Consider the following 16360-nt stretch of genomic DNA (forward strand, 5'->3'; position numbering starts at 1 on the left):
GGACTCCGTTAGTGTGTCATCCACCTAAGACGCCAAAGGGCCGCGATCAATCCCCTTACAGCCCGCGCATCCGGCGCAGGTGATAGCGCGTGCGCCGCACGATGCCGATCAGCATCAGGCCCAGTGCGGTGACGATCAGCACCAGCGGCACGATTTCCGGCAATCCCGGAAGCGCGGTGCCGCGCAGCACCGCCGCGATCAGCCCCAGCCCGGCGAGCAGGAAGCCAAGCCGGCGGGTGCCCTGCGCGACGTGCATCAGTTCGGCACGATAGGCGGCGCGAACGGCGGGATCGGACAGGTCAGGCGGTGCGGCCATGCCATTCGTCCCTCAGCAAGCCCCAGATCAGGCTGTCGCGAACGCCGATATGGGTTTCCCATTCACCACGCAGCCGGCCTTCGAGCGTAAAGCCCAATCGCTTCACCAGCCCGATCGAAGCGGCATTATCGGGATCGACATCGGCCATCACGCGGCGATGCCCCTCCTCTGCGAACAGCAGGTCGAGCAGCCGCGTGACGCTTTCGCGCGCATAGCCGCGACCCCAGAAACGGCGGATCACCATATAGCCGACCTCGACCACGCCGGGCCGGACGTTACCCGCCGCCAGCGTGCCGATCACGTCGCCGCTGTCGCGATCGACCATCGTCCAGCCGCGCCAGTCCGACGGCAGGTCGGACGCGGTCAGATACTCGACGGTCTGAGCGACGGAGGTGTGCGGCCCCGACGACCACCAGGTCATCAGATGGGCGTCGCCATAGGCTTCGAACAGGGCCTCCGCATCGGCGGCCGATTGCGGACGCATCGCAAGGCGCGAGCTTTCGAATTCCGGGTTGCGGAACGGGGAGGTCACGACGCCAGCGCGTCGACCAGCGCCTTGACCTTCTTCTGCCGCCACTGCGGCGTCGGGGCGACCAGCCAATAGCCCTTGTCCGACGCGCGCGGTTCGCCGACCGCGATCACCCGCCCCGCCGCGATGTCCCCGCGGGCAAGCAGTTCGGGCACGCAGGCGCGGCCCAGCCCGGCGGCGGCGGCATCGATCGCGAGCCCCGCGTCGGCAACGCGCACTGCCGCGCCCGCATCTTCCGTCAGGCAGCCGGTCCAGGCGATCGCGGTATCGGCGCCGCCGCCCGGCGCCTGCACCACCACCATGCCGTCGGATTCGAGCGCCTCGCCCTCCTGCTCGCCCGGCCCCGCACCCCAGCGGATGGCGAGATCGAGGTTTGCCTGGGCGAAATCGACCTCTTCGTCCGCGACGATCGCGAAGCGGACTTCCGGATCGGCGGCGGCGATCGCCGACAGCCGGGGCATCAGCCACTTGGCGGTCAGGTCGCGCGGGGCCGCGATCGTCAGCGCCTTGGACGATTGCCCCGCCTGCATCGCGCGGACCGATTCTTCGAACTGCAGAAAGCCGTCGCGCAGCGCCGCGAGCCCGGCCTCGCCTTCCGGCGTCAGTTCCAGCCCCTTGGTCGTGCGGCGGAACAGCACGGTGCCCAGCGTGTCCTCCAGCGCGCGGATCTGCTGGCCGACGGCCGCCGGGGTCACCGCCAGTTCGTCGGCGGCGCGGGTGAACGACAAATGCCGCGCCGCGGCGTCGAGCACGCGCAGGCCGTTCAGGGGAAGATGGGTGCGCTTCAAGCCATCGACTCCCGCAGGGAGCCGATGGCGCAGCCCCAGCGAACGCTGGGGCCTTCGGCCGCGGGCGGGACGCTCGCGGCGCGAGATTCCGGCTTTCGCCGGAATGACGATCCGCCGGCCATCATACCCCCACCGCCGGCGCCATCAGCGCGAATTTGGGGATCGCGACCTCGAAGCTTTCGCCGGATTCATCGACCATGCGGTAACTGCCCTGCATCGCGCCCGTCGGCGTCGCGAGCGGACAGCCCGAAACATAGTCGTAGCTGTCGCCCGGCGCGATCACCGGCTGTTCGCCGACGACGCCCTCGCCCTCCACCGAATGACGCATGCCGCGGCCATCGGTGATGACCCAGTGACGGGTGAGCAACTGGACGGTTCGCGCGGACGCGTTCTCGATACGGATGTGATAGGCCCAGAACCAGCGGCCGCGCTGCGGCTCCGACTGGTCGGCCAGATAGCTGACCGACACGCGCACCGTGACGCCATCGGTTTCAACGGCATGCGGGAACAACGCGCCCATCATGCCGGCGGTGCTCACAGCCCGACCGCCCTCAATGCCTGGTCGAGATCGTCGAGCAGGTCTTGCGGGTCTTCAAGCCCGATGTTGAGCCGCAGCATCCCCTCGGTCACGCCCATTTCGATCCGCTTGGCCTCCTCCACCCCCGAATGGGTGGTCGATGACGGATGCGTCATCAGCGAGCGCGAATCACCGATGTTGTTCGAGATGTCGATCAGTTGCAGCGCGTCGAGCAGGCCGTGCGCCTGAGGGCGACCGCCATCGAGCACGATCGCGAAGATGCAGCCGGCCATGTCCATCTGGCGCATCGCGAGGTCGTGCTGGGGGTGGCTGGGCAGGCCGGGGAACAGCACCTGCGGCACGCGCCCCTCAAGGAAACGCGCGACCGTCAGCGCCGACTCGCTCTGGCGGCGGATGCGCAGGTCGAGCGTCTCCAGCCCCTTCAGCACCACCCAGGCATTGAACGCGCTGAGCGTCGGCCCGGTGTTGCGCGTGAAGGGCAGCAGCGTGTTGGTGATGAAATCCTCGGTCCCGCACACGGCGCCGGCCAGCACGCGGCCCTGGCCGTCCATCATCTTGGTCGCCGAATAGGCGGTGACGTCGGCGCCGAAATCGAGCGGCCGCTGAAGTGCCGGGGTAGCGAAGGCGTTGTCGACGACGCTGGTCACGCCGCGTTCGCGCGCCAGGGCGCAGACCGCGCGCAGATCGACGATGTCCATCGTCGGATTGGCCGGCGTCTCGAAGAAATAGACCTTTGTGTTGGCCTTCGTCGCGGCGGCGAACTGATCGGGATCGCGCGCGTCGATGATCGTCGTCTCGATCCCGAAGCGCGGCAGCAACGTGTCGGTGAGCCAGCGGCACGATCCGAACGCCGCACGGCCGGCGACGACATGATCGCCCGCCGATAGCTGGCAGAGCAGGGCCGCCGTCATCGCCGCCATGCCGGAGGCCATCGTCCGGCACGCTTCCGCGCCCTCGAGCAGCGCGATCCGCTGTTCGAGCATCTCGACGGTGGGGTTCTGGAGGCGCGAATAGGTCATGCCGACCTGGTCACCCGAGAAGCGCGCGGCGGCATCGCCGGCACAATCATAGGCATAGCCCGACGTGAGGAACAACGCCTCGCTGGTCTCGCCGAACTCGCTGCGCGCGGTGCCCCCGCGCACCGCCTGCGTCGCCGGGCGCCAGCCCTGGGTAATGGTCCGATCCTGTCCGGTGCGCCGCTTCATGTTTTCCGCCTTGCCGGACGGCGGCCGCTCGCGCAACCATGTCCGACCCGCTTCATCGCGCCGGCGGCCGGCTTCCGCCTCTCTGGCATAACACCCCTGCGCTGGTGGTTCGCGGTCCTCGCCCTGATGTTCTTCGTCTATTTCCACCCGATCATCTGAGCGATGGCGCTGCGCAACGCGCGGGCGTTCAGCCGCTCGATGTAGTTCGACGGACGATGGTGATCCTTACTTGTAACGTCCCCATGTAAACCGCGAAGACAGAGCGAAATTCCATACCGCCGCAACAAGGATTCCGGCCAGGGCCGACACCGCCCAATTGCCCCGTTGAACGTCGTGGAGGAACGCCGCCACGCCGACGTTCGCCGCCGCGCCGACCGAACAGACGATGCAGAAGCTGACCCATCCGTCGAGCAGCGCCCGCGCGCCCTTCAGCCGGCGATCGCGATAGGTCAGCGCGTTGTTGAGGAAGAAGTTGAAGGTCATCGCGACCAATGTCGCCACCACCGTCGCGGCGATGAAACTGGCGCCGAGCGCGCGGAAGAACAGCCAGACGACGCCGAGGTGCACCCCCGCCCCCAGCCCGCCGATCGCCGAGAACATCGCGAACCGCACCGGGATCAGCTTGCCGAACATGCGGTCGTACAGCGCGATCAGATATTCCATCGCGACGACGTGATCGAGCTTGCTCTCCCCCGCCTCGCGGACGCGGAAGGTGTAGGGCAGTTCGGCGAAGTTGAGCGGGCGCGGGCTGGCGGTCACGATGTCGAGCAGGATCTTGAAGCCGATCCCCGACAGCTTGGGCGCGAGATCGCGCAACACATCGGCGCGGATCGCGAAGAAACCGGACATCGGGTCGCTGAGATCGACTTTCAGCACCCGCCGGGAAAGCTTTGTTGCCAAAGCGGATTTCGCCACGCGATCGCGATCCCAGTCGCCCGTCCCGCCGCCATCGACGAAGCGCGATCCGATCACCACGTCGAGTGTCGGATCACCCGCCAGGGCGTCGAGCATCTTCGGCAGCAGCGTCTCGTCATGCTGCAGGTCGCCGTCGATCACCGCGACCACCGGGGCGGCGGTGGCGCACATCCCTTCGATACAGGCCGACGACAGGCCGCGCCGCCCGATCCGCTGGATCACCCGCACTCGCGCGTCGATCCGCCCGAGTTCGCGCGCCGTATCGGCGGTCCCATCGGGCGAATCATCGTCGACGAAGATCGCTTCCCACCGCCGCCCCACCAGCGCCGCGTCGAGCCGGGCGACCAGCGCCGCGACATTCGCCCGTTCGTTGAACGTCGGGACGACGACTGCGATCTCCAGCAGGTCGCTCACAGGTGGGCGAGCACCGCGTCGCCCATCGCGCGGGTCGACATGCCGCCACCGAGGTCCGCCGTGCGCGCGCCGCCGGTCAGCGCCGCGATCACCGCCGCCTCGATACGGTCGGCGGCGTCGGGCTGGTCGAGCGAATGGCGCAGCAGCATCGCCGCCGACAGGATCGTCGCGCACGGATTGGCCTTGCCCTGCCCGGCGATGTCGGGGGCGGAGCCGTGGATCGGCTCGTACATCCCCTTGCCCCCGTGCCCGAGCGAGGCGGACGGCAACATGCCGATCGATCCCGCGCACATGCTCGCCTGGTCAGACAATATGTCACCGAACAGATTGCCCGTGACGATGGTGTCGAACTGGCCCGGATTGCGCACCAGCTGCATCGCGGCGTTATCGACATACATGTGGGTCAGCGTGACGTCGGGATAGTCGGCCGCCGTCTCGATCACCACGTCTCGCCACAGCTGCGACGTTTCCAGCACATTGGCCTTGTCGACCGAGCAGAGCTTGCCGGTGCGGCCGCGCGCCGTGTCAAAGCCGATCTTCGCGATGCGTCGCACCTCGACCTCGTCATAGGCCATCAGGTCATAGCCCTCGCGCAGCCCCTCGATCGTCTCGCGCCGGCCCTTCTCGCCGAAATAGACGTCGCCCGTCAGCTCGCGGACGATGACGAGGTCGATCGCGCCGGCCACCTCGGGCCGCAGCGCGGAGGCGTCCTCCAGCCCCGGAAACAGCTTCGCCGGGCGCAGATTGGCGTAGAGATTGAGTTCCTTGCGCAGGCCCAGCACCGCCTGTTCGGGCCGCAGCGCGCGTTCCAGCGTGTCGAACCGCGCATCACCCACCGCGCCGAACAGGATCGCATCGGCCTGTTCCGCAAGGTCGAGCGTGGAGACGGGCAGCGGATGGCCCAGCGCCTCATAGGCCGCGCCACCGACGGGCGCCTCCTCGAACGTCAGGTCGAGGCCCAGCGCCTCCAGCACGCGCCGCCCCTCGGCGATCACTTCGGGTCCGATCCCGTCACCGGGCAACAGGGCGATAAGCGGCATGTGAGTTCCCCCTCAGGTCGCGTTCGCCCATGCCGGGCCGGACGCGCTCATGCAACCGCCCGCCGCACCCGATCGACCAGCCTTTCGCGCGCCGCCAGCGCATCGGCGGCACGACCGTGGAGAAGATCACGTTCGAGGAAATGGCCGGTCAGCCCCAGTCCGGCGAGCACGTCGCCCCATTCCGCCCCGCCGCCGTCGCGCAGAAAGGCGGGACAGGGCAGCAGCCGCGCCTCATATCCCGTCGCCGCCGCGCGGCTGACCGCGCCGCCGCTCTTCGGACTGACATAGGCGAGATCCTGCGTCGCCCCGGTCGCCACGCATTCCGAGAAGTCGAGCCCGAAGCCGAGTTCGGCAAGCAGCAGCAGTTCGTAGCGGACCAGCGCCACCGCCCATCTCCGCGCGGCCGGCGCCGCCTCCACCGCCGCGATCACGCCGTCGAGCGCGGCGTAGAGTTGCGGATAGGGTTGCCCTTCCGGCAGCGCGGCCGCGGTGAGCGCGCTCACCCAGTCGAGCGCCGCGGCGGCGAGCGGTTCGGAATAGAGCGGCGCACGGCTCGCCAGCAATTCCACCGTCAGGCCGGGCAGCGCATCGTCGGTGCGGGCACGCCATTCGCCGAGGATCGCGTTCGCCGGCTGGAGCACCGGTCGCAGGGCACGGCCGTGGCCGCCACGGACGTAGCCGGGCTGGACGCCGTCGTCCGGCGTCAGCGCACGGACGATTGCACCATGTTCGCCGTGGGAGCGGACGGCCAGGACGATCGCGGGCGCGCGCAGGTGCATGGTTCCCGCCTTAGCGCCTCGCGTTGTAAACAGGGAGGGTCAGCCGCGGCGGATGCGCTTCGCCAGATCGCCGAGGCCGAAGCGCGCCACGCCTGCCTTTGCCAGCGCGACCGCCCGGTCGAATCCAGCCAGCGCCGTTACCGCCGCGCGATTGGCGAGCGTGGGACGCAGCAGCAGCAGGTCGATACAGGCGATCCCGCCCGTCGACAGGCTGCGCTTGTGCTGGCCCTCCCCTTCGGTGAAGTCGAAGCGGTCGAACACGCCCTCGCCCGACAGATCGCGCATCGCCTCGACATGCAGCAATGTGCCGGCCGACAGCGCGGCGAAGCGCGGATCATGGCCGACATATTCGTAGATCACGTCGCCCGCCCGGACGGGGCAGTAGAGATAGGCAGCCGGTGCGCCGTCCACCTCCAGCGTCCACGCCCGGACGCGATCGGCGGCGGCAAGCGCCAGCATCCGCGCGACGAATTCGGGCGTGTCGGGCAGCGCGGCATCGAGCAGGCGTTCCTGATAGGTGGTCGCAGCGATCGCGCGGGCGGCATGGTGGAACTCGGAAAGCTCGTCCGGCGTGCGATAGCGCCGGACCGCGATCGCCCCGGCTTTCTTCGCCTTGCGCTTCAGGCCCGAACGGGTGTTCGACGACAGCGCGTCCCACCACCCCTCCGCGCCCAGCGTGAGGTCCGCGAAGTAGCGGGTATAGCGCTGGCGGACATGGACGATCGCGTCGGGCATGGCGACGCGGACGGCGGCAAGCTGTCCAACCGGCAGCGACGTGACGAGATATCCATCGGCGTCACCGGGCGGCGGCAGCGCCGGCGGGCGTTCGGCCAGCGCGTCGGCCAGCGACAGCGGAACACGCACCAGCCGCCGGTCGAGCGCGAACAGCGTCCGCGCCCCGACCTGGAACTTCAGCGGCAGGCGCGCGGCCATTGTCACGCGGCGCGTTCCGCCACGAGGTTCGACCAGAGCTGCTCCGCCTGGCGCCAGCGGGTGCGCCACAGGCTGGGGCCGAGCGGCCGGTCATCGCGCCCGAGCCGGAGCGCGGGGCGATCGGCGAAATGCGCGGTCGGCATGTCCTGCGCGCGGTCGGCCAGCAGCGCGCACAACCCCGTGAAGCGGCGGAGGTGCACCGCATTGGCGCGTGTGCCCGCGCGGTTGGCGAGTTCGAAACCGTGGCTAACGATCGTCACCGCAGCGTGATCCCGCGCGCCCGCGTGGTCCAGCGCGGCGCGCATCTCCGCGATGGACAGCGCGCAGAGCTGGAAATGGCGCAGCCGGCCGGCGCGATCCTCGATCAGCGTGACCGGCACCTCGATCAACCCCCGATGCACCACCGGGGCGATCTGGCGCACCGGCAGCGACACCGCGCTGGGCCAGGGATGGTGCGCGCCATTGTGGCTCGAATCATAGGTGAAGCCGAGCGCGGTGAGCGCGGCGAGCGTGTCGTCGTTCGCCGCATAGCTGCCGGCGCGGAAAGCGACCGGCGGCGGCGCTCCGCACGCCGTCAGCAGGTCGCGCGCCTGCTCCAGCAATCCGCGCTGCTCGTGGGCCGAATATTCGATCATCTCGAACCGGGCGTGGGCGGTGCGATCCTCCGCCGACGCCGCCGTCCAGTTGGGGTGGAGGTGCAGCTGCACTTCCTGCCCCGCGGCCAGGATCGCCTCCACCACCCGCGCGACATGGTCGCGGCCGTGGACCAGCGCCGGCATCGGATCGACGAAGAAGGTTGCCTTCAGCCCGTACCGCTTCAGCATCGCCAGCTGATAGCCGACACCGACCCCCGCCGGCTCCAGCGACCGCGCGACGATATCCGCGCTCGCCAAGCCGGCGGCGTGGTGCCGCCACATCAACTCGGTATCGATCGTCAGGAAAACGGGGGTCGCCATGCCGCCCGCTTTACCGGCGGCGGTGTGAAGGAAGTGGAAATGGCTGGCGGTCAGCGCGTTTCGATCGTCACCCCATATTCGGTGAAACGTTCCACCACGTCTGGCGATTGCTTGAGCGCCAGGGCAAGGTCTGCCGCCGCCTTGGCCGCGTCGCCCTTGCGCGACCATGCCACCGCACGGCCATAGAGCGAGGCCGCCAGGGTCGGCGCTGCTTTCAAGGCGGCGTCGTACAATGCGATCGCTTCGTCGGTTCGGCCGAGGCGGAGCAACACGAAAGCCTTGCTGTCCAGGAACGACGCCGCGCTCGCCGCACCGGCAAGCGCTCGCTCGCAATCTGCGAGTGCCGACTCCAGCGCGACGCCGGCAGTAGCCTTCGCCCAGCACAGGGTGTTGAAGTCGGACGGATCGCGGGCGATCGCTCGCGCCGCCGCGAAGTCACGCTCGCTGCCAGATATATCCCCCAGCTTCGAGCGCACGATCCCGCGCTGCACGAAGGCACCGATATCCTCCGGCTTGAGCGCGATCGCGCGGTCGAGCGTGGCGACCGCGTCGCGCGTGTCGCCGGCATCCGCCTGCAGTCGCGCCCTCATGACCAGCGCGTCCACCATCTTGGGGTCGAGCTTCAGCGCGGCGTCGAGATCGGCGAGCCTGCCGGCGCGATCCACCCTGGGCCGCGATTGCGCGCGGTTCATGTACACCCAGGCCTCCGGCTCGATCGCCAGGGCCCGGTCGAACGCTTTCCTCGCCTCATCATGCCGCCCCTCGCTGGCGTAGAGCTTGCCCGACAGCACATGGGCGTAGGCGAGGTCCGGGTTCAGCGTCGCCATCGCCGCCGCGTCGGCCAGCATCTTGTCCAGCTCGCCCAATCGTCGATAGAGGTTCGCCCGCATACCGAGCAGTTCGATCGAGCGTGGATCGCGAGCCAGCGCGGTGCTGGCGTCGGCCAGCGCCGCAGCATCGTCTCCTAGCGCCCGATGCGACGCCGCCCGACGGGTCAGCGCCCAATTGTTGCGCTGATCGAATTGCAGCGATGTGGTGAGCGCGTCGATCGCGGCGCGATGATCGCCCTTGTTCTGGGCGATCAGTCCGCGTCCGCGATAGACGACGGCATTGCTCGGGTCGAGCTTGAGTGCGGCGTCGAAATCCCCCGTCGCCTGGGCGACCTTGTCTTGCCAGGCCCGTGCGATACCGCGGTCGGCAAGCGCGCGGGCGCTTTCGGGTTCCAGCGCGATCGCCCGATCGAGATCGCGCTCCGCCTCAACGAAGCGACCACGATCCATCAGCATGTTGCCCCGATCTATGAAAGCGGACGCGGTCGTCGGCGTTTCCGCCTGGAGTGCCGCGATTTCGGCATCGTTCTCGCGGTATGATTCAGGGCGCTTGATGTGCAGGGTCTGCTTGGCCATCTCGCGCAGGGCAGCCTGTGCCGCTGCCGCGTCCTTGGCGGGAAACTCGGATACGACGCTACGCTCGGTCTTCTCCACGCTGAAGACGCCATCGACGAGCGACCATTTGCGACGATATTCGACACCGGCGACAGTGCGGTCAATCATCCCGTCATTAGTCGATTTCTGATCGGGGAATCCTCGCGGCAGAAGAATCGTTTGCTGCGTACGGACGTAATGCGGATGCGCGACGCTGAACGGCGCATCGCGGTCGGGGCCGGGCTCGCGGGAGAAATCGGCGCGATAGCCCACCGATGTTCCATCGGTTTCGTACCAGCCGCTGCTCCAGTCCATCTTCGCCTTTCCATCCAGCGTGAGGCGCAGCTCGCCGGTCGCCGGATCGAACACCGCGCCGACCGCGCCCGGCTCGATGAAGTCATGCTCGCGCTTCCAGTAGTTTCGCAGCGCCCGGTCGCGCGCATCGCCAGTCAGGCCGGACACGCCGTTGTTGACCATGATCGCCATGTCGCCGCGGAACACCGCCTCGATTCTGGTCGGCGCCGGCACGCGGAGCCCCGCGCGCGCATCCATATGGATCGATACGTCGTGCACCGGCTTGTCCAGCGGCGCCGGCTCCATCCGCACCAGCGCCGCGCCGGCGGGCACCAGCGGCAGTCCCCAGCCGAACGCCGGCACCGTCAGGCGATCGAGGCTGGTGTCCCCCTGCCGCGTCCCGTCGAGCCAATATGTCCTGCCGTCGATCGTCGCGCGGACGATCACGTGATCGAACGCCCCCATCATCGGCAGCCGTTCGTCCAGCCCGTCGCCCATCTGGGTGTGGACGGCAACGGCCTCTGCCGCGACGCCGAGCCGGGCAAGGATCGCCAGCAGCATTGCCGTCTTCGCCTTGCAGTCGCCATAGCGGCGCGACCAGGTGGTGGCGACATCGGCGGGCACCAACCCACCGGACCCCATGGACAAGGCAACGTAACGGATGCGGTTCTGGACCAGCGTCAGCGCCGCCTCGGCGCGCGCCTTCTGGTCGCTGGACGCGGCCGCGATCTTCGCGACCTCATCGACCAGCGCACCGTCCCCGGGCAGTTGCGCAGCCTGGCGGTAGAGCGGCTCGATCAGCGCTGCGAGTTCGCTCCACGACGCAAAGTCGCTCGCTTCGATACGCCGGCCCAGGTGGTAGCGCAGTGGGGCGCCGGTGGGGCCGGGCTGCGGCTGAACATCGTCCAGCACGATTTCCAGCGATTTCATGCCTTTTGCCACGACAGGCTTCGCGGCAGGCATGGCGCCCGCCTGGCGGAGGCGAAGCGGCATCGACGCCGGCCATTGCATCCGCAGACGCGCTCGCCCGATCGGACCGGCATCCCAACCGCCGGCAATCGCCTCCACATGACCCTTCATCACCGGGTCGCTCGACGTGATCGAAACCGCGATCTGCAGCACATCGCCGACCTGCAGTCCTTCGGGCTGCATGTTCGCGGTCAGCACGCCGTCGAGCATCGCGCTTTCCAGGTTGGTCTCGCGACGCATCACCGTGAAGGTCTGGCCACCCGCCAGCACATCGATCACCTTGTCGTCGCGGCGGATGGCGACCTTGTGGATGGTGAGTTCGTCCGAATCCGGATCCCACGGGAAGGACAGGTTTCCGGCGGCAAGCCCTTGCGGCGTCTGGATCAGCAGCGCGACGTCGGAATAGATCGTGCGGCGTCCCTTTTCGAACGCGATCTGCTGGTCGGACAGCAGGAGACGGACCGGCGCATCGTCGGGCTTGGCCGGCAGGGGCGGCGCCGCAGCGGGTTTCACCCACGCGGGCGGGGGCGCATAGATCGGCTTGTCCGCTCCCTGTGCCACGCCGGAAATCGCCAGCAAACCCGCGAAAACCATCCCTTTAAACACGCGCCGAGCCCCCCTTGTCGCGAAACGGAAGCTTACCGGTTCCGTCCCTCGCGGCAACCCGGCGTTCCGATCCGGACGCTATTTCGCGTGGTAGAAATCATACAGCTGCTGCGCCACCGCCGCGGAGACCCCCGGCGCTTTCTGCAGATCCGCCAGGCTTGCTCCGCGCACCGCGCGGGCGGTGCCGAAGTGCATCAGCAGTGCCTTCTTGCGCGCAGGGCCGATGCCGGGGACCTCGTCGAGCGGGCTGGCACCGATCGCCTTGGCGCGCTTCGCCCGGTGCGCGCCGATCGCGAAACGGTGGACCTCGTCGCGCAGCCGCTGGAGGTAGAAGAGCAGCGGCGAATTGACCGGCAGCGTCAGCTCGCGGCCGTCCATCAGGTGAAATACCTCGCGCCCGTCGCGCCCATGGTGCGGCCCCTTGGCGACGCCGACCAGGCAGATATCCTCGATGCCAAGGTCCTCCAGCACCGCGCGGGCGGCGTTGAGCTGGCCCCGCCCGCCGTCGAGCAGGACGAGATCGGGCCAGTCGCCCGAATCGCGATCGGGACCGTCCTCCAGCGCGCGACCGAAACGGCGCGACAGCACCTCGCGCATCATGCCGTAATCATCGCCGGCGATCGTTTCCGCGCGCTTGATGTTCCATTTGCGATACTGGCCCTTGCGAAAGCCCTCCGGCCCCGCGACGACCATCGCGCCCAGCGCGTTGGTGCCCTGGATGTGGCTGTTGTCGTAGACCTCGATCCGATCGGGCGGCTCGGCAAGTTCGAACAGGTCCGCGAGTTCGCGGTTGAGCTTTGCCTGGGTCGTGCTTTCCGCCAGGCGTCGCTCCAGCGCCTCGCGCGCGTTGCGCTGCGCCTGTTCCATCAACCGACGGCGCGTGCCCCGCTGCGGCACCGCCAGCGCGACCCTGTAGCCGGCGGCGTCGCCCAGCGCCTGGGCCAGCAACTCGCCTTCGGGCAGGTCGCGGTCGAGCAGGATCTGCCGCGCGGGCGGCACTTCTTCATAAAACTGGGCGAGGAACTGGGTGAGCACCTCTTCCTCTGGCACCTCGCCGGTGTGGGCGGGAAAGAAGCTGCGATGGCCCCAGTTCTGGCCGCCGCGAATGAAGAAGGCCTGGATGCCCATCACGCCTTCGTGGCTGGCCAGTGCGAAGATGTCGGCGTCGCCCACCCCTCCGGCGTTGATGAACTGGCTGCCCTGGATGAAGGTCAGCGCGCGCAGGCGATCGCGCAGCACGGCGGCGAGTTCGAAGTCCATCGCCTCGGCCGCGGCGATCATCTGCGCGCCCAGCTTCGCCTGCACGTCAGTCGCCTTGCCGGCGAGGAACTTCTTCGAATCCTCGACCAGTTCGGCATAGCCCGCCCGGTCGATCCGCCCGACGCACGGCGCCGAGCAGCGCTTGATCTGATAGAGCAGGCACGGCCGGTCGCGCGTCTTGAAGAAGCCGTCGGTACACGATCGCAGCAGGAACAGTTTCTGGAGCGCGTTTAGCGTGTTGTTGACCGACCCGGCCGACGCGAACGGGCCATAATAGTCGCCCTTCGCGCGCCGCGCGCCGCGATGCTTCTGGATGCGCGGAAAATCATGGTCCGCGCGCAGCAGGATGAAGGGAAAGCTTTTGTCGTCGCGCAGCAGGACATTGTACGCCGGACGATAGCGTTTGATGAGCTGCGCCTCGAGCAGCAGCGCCTCCGCCTCGTTGTTGGTCGTCACGATCGTCATCGACCGCGTCTGCGCGACCATCCGCTGCAACCGTTTCGAGAGGCGCTGAACCTGCGTGTAGTTGGTCACGCGATTCTTCAGCGCGCGCGCCTTGCCGACGTAGAGCACGTCGCCCCTCGTATCCTGCATCCGGTAGACGCCGGGGCGTACCGGTAACGTCTTCACGACGTTGCGGATCGCGGCGACGCCGGCCTCCAGATCCGGCGCGTCGCTGCCGCGCACGCTGTAGGTCGCCGCTTCCTCGTTGAAGCGATCGGGGGCGGACGGTGACGACATGCGTGGAATCTAGAGCCTGGCGGCGCGACCCGCCACCATCACTTGCATCCATACCCAATACGGGGGCATGCGGCTGCCAGCAGGCACACCCCAACAAGCCTTCCTTTCTTGCATCCCTACCCAATCCGGGCGCATGCGGCTGCGCGATGACGGCCTTCAGACAATCACTGATCTTTCGCCCGAAGCTGGCCGGCGGGCGGCTCGATCACCGGCTGGTCGCCGCGCTGGGCGCCTTTGCCGGCATCGCCGCGACGGCATGGGTGCTGCTGCACCTGCCGCTCGATCGCTCGTTCGCCGCGCTGATCGCGCCGATGGGCGCTTCGGCCGTGCTGGTGTTCGCGGTGCCGACCAGTCCGCTGGCCCAGCCATGGTCGGTGTTGGGCGGCAACGTCGTTTCGGGCGCGATCGGTATCGCCATGGCGCTGATCGTCCCCGAGCCATGGCTGGCGGCCGGGCTGGCGGTGGGCGTCGCGATCGCCACCATGACGCTGCTGCGCTGCCTGCATCCGCCCGGCGGCGCCGTCGCGCTGGGCGCGGTGACCGGCGGACCCGCCATCGCGGCGATGGGCCTGGCCTATCCGCTGGTCCTGGTCGCCGTGAACGCGACGCTGCTCATCGCCGCGGGCTGGGCGTTCCACCGCCTGTCCGGCCATAGCTGGCCGCACCGGCCGGGTGCCGGCGCCCTGCCCACGCCGCGCCCGCTGCACCGTGCGGACATCGATGCCGCGCTGGCAGACCTGGGCGAGACGTTCGACATCGCGCCCGAGGATCTCGACCTGCTGCTGCAGCGCGCTGAACACCACGCCCGCACGCGGCGCTGAACACGTCAGGAGAACCGCGCCGCCGCCACCCGTTCCAGCACCGCCAGCGGCATCGCGCCCAGCGCCAGCAGCTTGTGGAATTCCCTGGGGTCCCAGCCCGTACCGGCCTTCTTCTTCGCCGCGTCGCGCAGCTCGACCCATTTGGTGTGGCCGATCTTGTAGCTGCACGCCTGCCCCGGCCACACGGTGTAGCGATCGATCTCGCCCTGGCTGCGCCCGCGCGCAATGCCGGTCGTGGCGATGAAATAGTCGGTCGCCTTCTCGCGGCTCCAGCGTTTGGCGTGCATCCCCGAATCGACCACCAGTCGCGTCGCGCGGAACAGCAGGGATTGAAGATAGCCGACCTGCCCCAGCGGATCGCCTTCGTACATGCCCATCTCGTCGGCCAATTGTTCGGTGTAGAGCGCCCAGCCTTCCGAATAGCCGCTGAATCCGCCACGCCGCCGCAGCAGCGGAATGTCGCCGCTTTCCAGCGCGGTCATCACCTGCATGTGATGGCCCGGCACCGCTTCGTGATAGCTTAGCGTCGCCAGCCCGAATTTCGGCCGGTCGAACGTGTCGCGCAGGTTGATGAAATAGATGCCCGGCCGTGACCCGTCGAGCGTCGCCGCCTGATAATAGCCACCCGGCGCGCCGGCCTGGATCGACGGCGGCACGCGGCGCACCTCTACCGGAGCCTTGGGGATGACCGCGAATTGTTCGGGCAGGCGTTTGTACATCGCCTGCACCTGGGTGTTGAGCAACGCCAGCAGCTGTTCGCGGCCCGGATCGGTGTTGGGGAAGAGCTGGTCGGGACGCTCGTTGAGCGCGATCATGCGCGCGCCGACGGTTCCCTGGGTCAGCCCCTGCCTCTTCAGGATCGCATCGATGCGGCCGGAAATTTCGGCGACCTGATCGAGCCCCATGCGGTGGATCTCGTCGCCAGTCAGCGGCACCGTCGTCGCGGCCTCGGCGGCGGCGGCATAATAGGCCTCGCCGTCGGGCAGGCGCCAGCATCCGGCGTCGTGCACGGCCTTGCCGCGCAACTCGGTCACCAAAGCGCGCTGACGATCGAGCGCGGGAAACACCTGCCCCTCGACGATCGCGGTCGCCTTTGCCGCGCGTTCGGCCGACAGGCCCGCCGCCTTGAGCTTGGTGGCGAACGACACCACCGGCACGGTCGCCGCCGCCGGCTGATCGCGCACCGCGCCAAGCAGGCGGAGCGTCGTATCCAGAATATAGTCGGGCGCGAACACGCCTTTCGCCGCATCCGCGCGCTGGCGCTCGGTCTCGCGGTCGATCTGCGTCGCGAAACCCGCAAGCCGTGCCAGATAGGCATCGGCATCGGCGGCGTCGCGCACCCGGTGCTGGCTGTCGAGGAAGTCGGGCACGTCGCGATACGCGCCCGAGAGCTGGCTGAGCAGATAGGGTGCGTACCGCCCGCCGCCCGACCCATAGCCAAAACGCTGAGCCCGAACGCCGCCGTCGAGCTGGTACACGACGATGTCATAGTCGAGCTGCGCCGTCGGCGAGAGCCGCGCTCGATCGACACTGGCGATCATCGCCCGTTCGGCCCTGGTCCGCGCGCGACGCCGCGCGAGGCCCGCCGCCGATGTATCGGCCAGTCGCGATCGCATCGCGGCCCGCGCGCCGGTATCGAGCCCCAGCCGCGTCGCTCCCTCCGGATCGTCGGCGAGGCGATCGTAGAAGATGCGGTCGAGGAGCGCCTTGAACGCAGCGTCGCCCGACCCGGCCTGGGCCGCGACGGCCGGAAGCGCGGGCAGAGCCGCGACGACGGCTGCCGCACCGCCCCGAGCAAGCGCCGTGCGCCGATCGATCGTCATCGCCCCTAC

14 protein-coding genes are annotated in these 16360 nt (G+C 68.7%); 1 reads left to right on the forward strand and 13 read right to left on the reverse strand.

The window, feature by feature from the left end:
• Positions 1 to 55 precede the first annotated feature (55 nt).
• The 12 genes from VYI76_RS03975 to uvrC all read right to left on the reverse strand — a co-directional run bounded on the left by VYI76_RS03975 (position 56) and on the right by uvrC (position 13707).
• Positions 56 to 316, reverse strand: a complete 261-nt coding sequence (locus tag VYI76_RS03975; protein ID WP_326523480.1) for a hypothetical protein — start codon at positions 314 to 316, stop codon at positions 56 to 58.
• The gene (locus VYI76_RS03980) at positions 300 to 848 is read right to left on the reverse strand and encodes a GNAT family N-acetyltransferase (RefSeq protein ID WP_326523481.1); all 549 of its coding nucleotides are present in this window, start codon (positions 846 to 848) and stop codon (positions 300 to 302) included. Before VYI76_RS03980 ends, VYI76_RS03975 begins: the two co-directional genes overlap by 17 nt.
• Positions 845 to 1633, reverse strand: coding sequence for a LysR family transcriptional regulator (locus tag VYI76_RS03985; protein WP_326523482.1), 789 nt, complete (start codon positions 1631 to 1633; stop codon positions 845 to 847). Before VYI76_RS03985 ends, VYI76_RS03980 begins: the two co-directional genes overlap by 4 nt.
• A gap of 121 nt (positions 1634 to 1754) precedes the next feature.
• A complete protein-coding gene (apaG, locus tag VYI76_RS03990) occupies positions 1755 to 2153 on the reverse strand; it encodes a Co2+/Mg2+ efflux protein ApaG (RefSeq protein WP_326523519.1) in 399 nt (132 codons plus the stop codon).
• A gap of 14 nt (positions 2154 to 2167) precedes the next feature.
• The gene (locus VYI76_RS03995) at positions 2168 to 3376 is read right to left on the reverse strand and encodes a trans-sulfuration enzyme family protein (protein WP_326523483.1); all 1209 of its coding nucleotides are present in this window, start codon (positions 3374 to 3376) and stop codon (positions 2168 to 2170) included.
• Positions 3377 to 3601: 225 nt separating this feature from the next.
• Positions 3602 to 4705 (reverse strand): glycosyltransferase family 2 protein, encoded by a 1104-nt coding sequence (locus tag VYI76_RS04000; protein WP_326523484.1) that lies wholly within the window; start codon positions 4703 to 4705, stop codon positions 3602 to 3604.
• Complete coding sequence (gene leuB / locus VYI76_RS04005; RefSeq protein WP_326523485.1) at positions 4702 to 5745, reverse strand: 3-isopropylmalate dehydrogenase; 1044 nt, start codon at positions 5743 to 5745, stop codon at positions 4702 to 4704. The genes VYI76_RS04000 and leuB overlap by 4 nt, the downstream gene beginning before the upstream one ends.
• A gap of 47 nt (positions 5746 to 5792) precedes the next feature.
• Positions 5793 to 6524 carry a DNA repair protein RecO gene (recO, locus tag VYI76_RS04010; protein WP_326523486.1) on the reverse strand — a complete coding sequence of 244 codons (732 nt, stop codon included), beginning with the start codon at positions 6522 to 6524 and terminating at the stop codon, positions 5793 to 5795.
• Between the two features lie 39 nt (positions 6525 to 6563).
• A complete protein-coding gene (locus VYI76_RS04015) occupies positions 6564 to 7457 on the reverse strand; it encodes a GNAT family N-acetyltransferase (RefSeq protein WP_326523520.1) in 894 nt (297 codons plus the stop codon).
• Between the two features lie 2 nt (positions 7458 to 7459).
• A complete protein-coding gene (locus VYI76_RS04020) occupies positions 7460 to 8413 on the reverse strand; it encodes a polysaccharide deacetylase family protein (protein ID WP_326523487.1) in 954 nt (317 codons plus the stop codon).
• A 50-nt stretch (positions 8414 to 8463) separates the two neighbouring features.
• Complete coding sequence (locus VYI76_RS04025) at positions 8464 to 11706, reverse strand: tetratricopeptide repeat protein (protein ID WP_326523488.1); 3243 nt, start codon at positions 11704 to 11706, stop codon at positions 8464 to 8466.
• A 78-nt stretch (positions 11707 to 11784) separates the two neighbouring features.
• Entirely contained in the window at positions 11785 to 13707 is a 1923-nt protein-coding gene (uvrC, locus tag VYI76_RS04030) for an excinuclease ABC subunit UvrC (RefSeq protein WP_326523489.1), read from the reverse strand.
• Between the two features lie 146 nt (positions 13708 to 13853).
• On the opposite strand from uvrC, the gene VYI76_RS04035 reads away from it, so the two are divergent.
• The gene (locus tag VYI76_RS04035; RefSeq protein WP_326523490.1) at positions 13854 to 14528 is read left to right on the forward strand and encodes an HPP family protein; all 675 of its coding nucleotides are present in this window, start codon (positions 13854 to 13856) and stop codon (positions 14526 to 14528) included.
• 5 nt (positions 14529 to 14533) lie between these two features.
• Here the strand turns inward: VYI76_RS04035 and VYI76_RS04040 are convergent, their stop codons facing one another.
• A complete protein-coding gene (locus VYI76_RS04040; RefSeq protein WP_326523521.1) occupies positions 14534 to 16345 on the reverse strand; it encodes a DUF885 domain-containing protein in 1812 nt (603 codons plus the stop codon).
• Positions 16346 to 16360 lie beyond the last annotated feature (15 nt).

It is taken from the genome of Sphingomonas sp., assembly GCF_035910975.1.
Taxonomy (GTDB): Bacteria; Pseudomonadota; Alphaproteobacteria; order Sphingomonadales; family Sphingomonadaceae; genus Sphingomonas.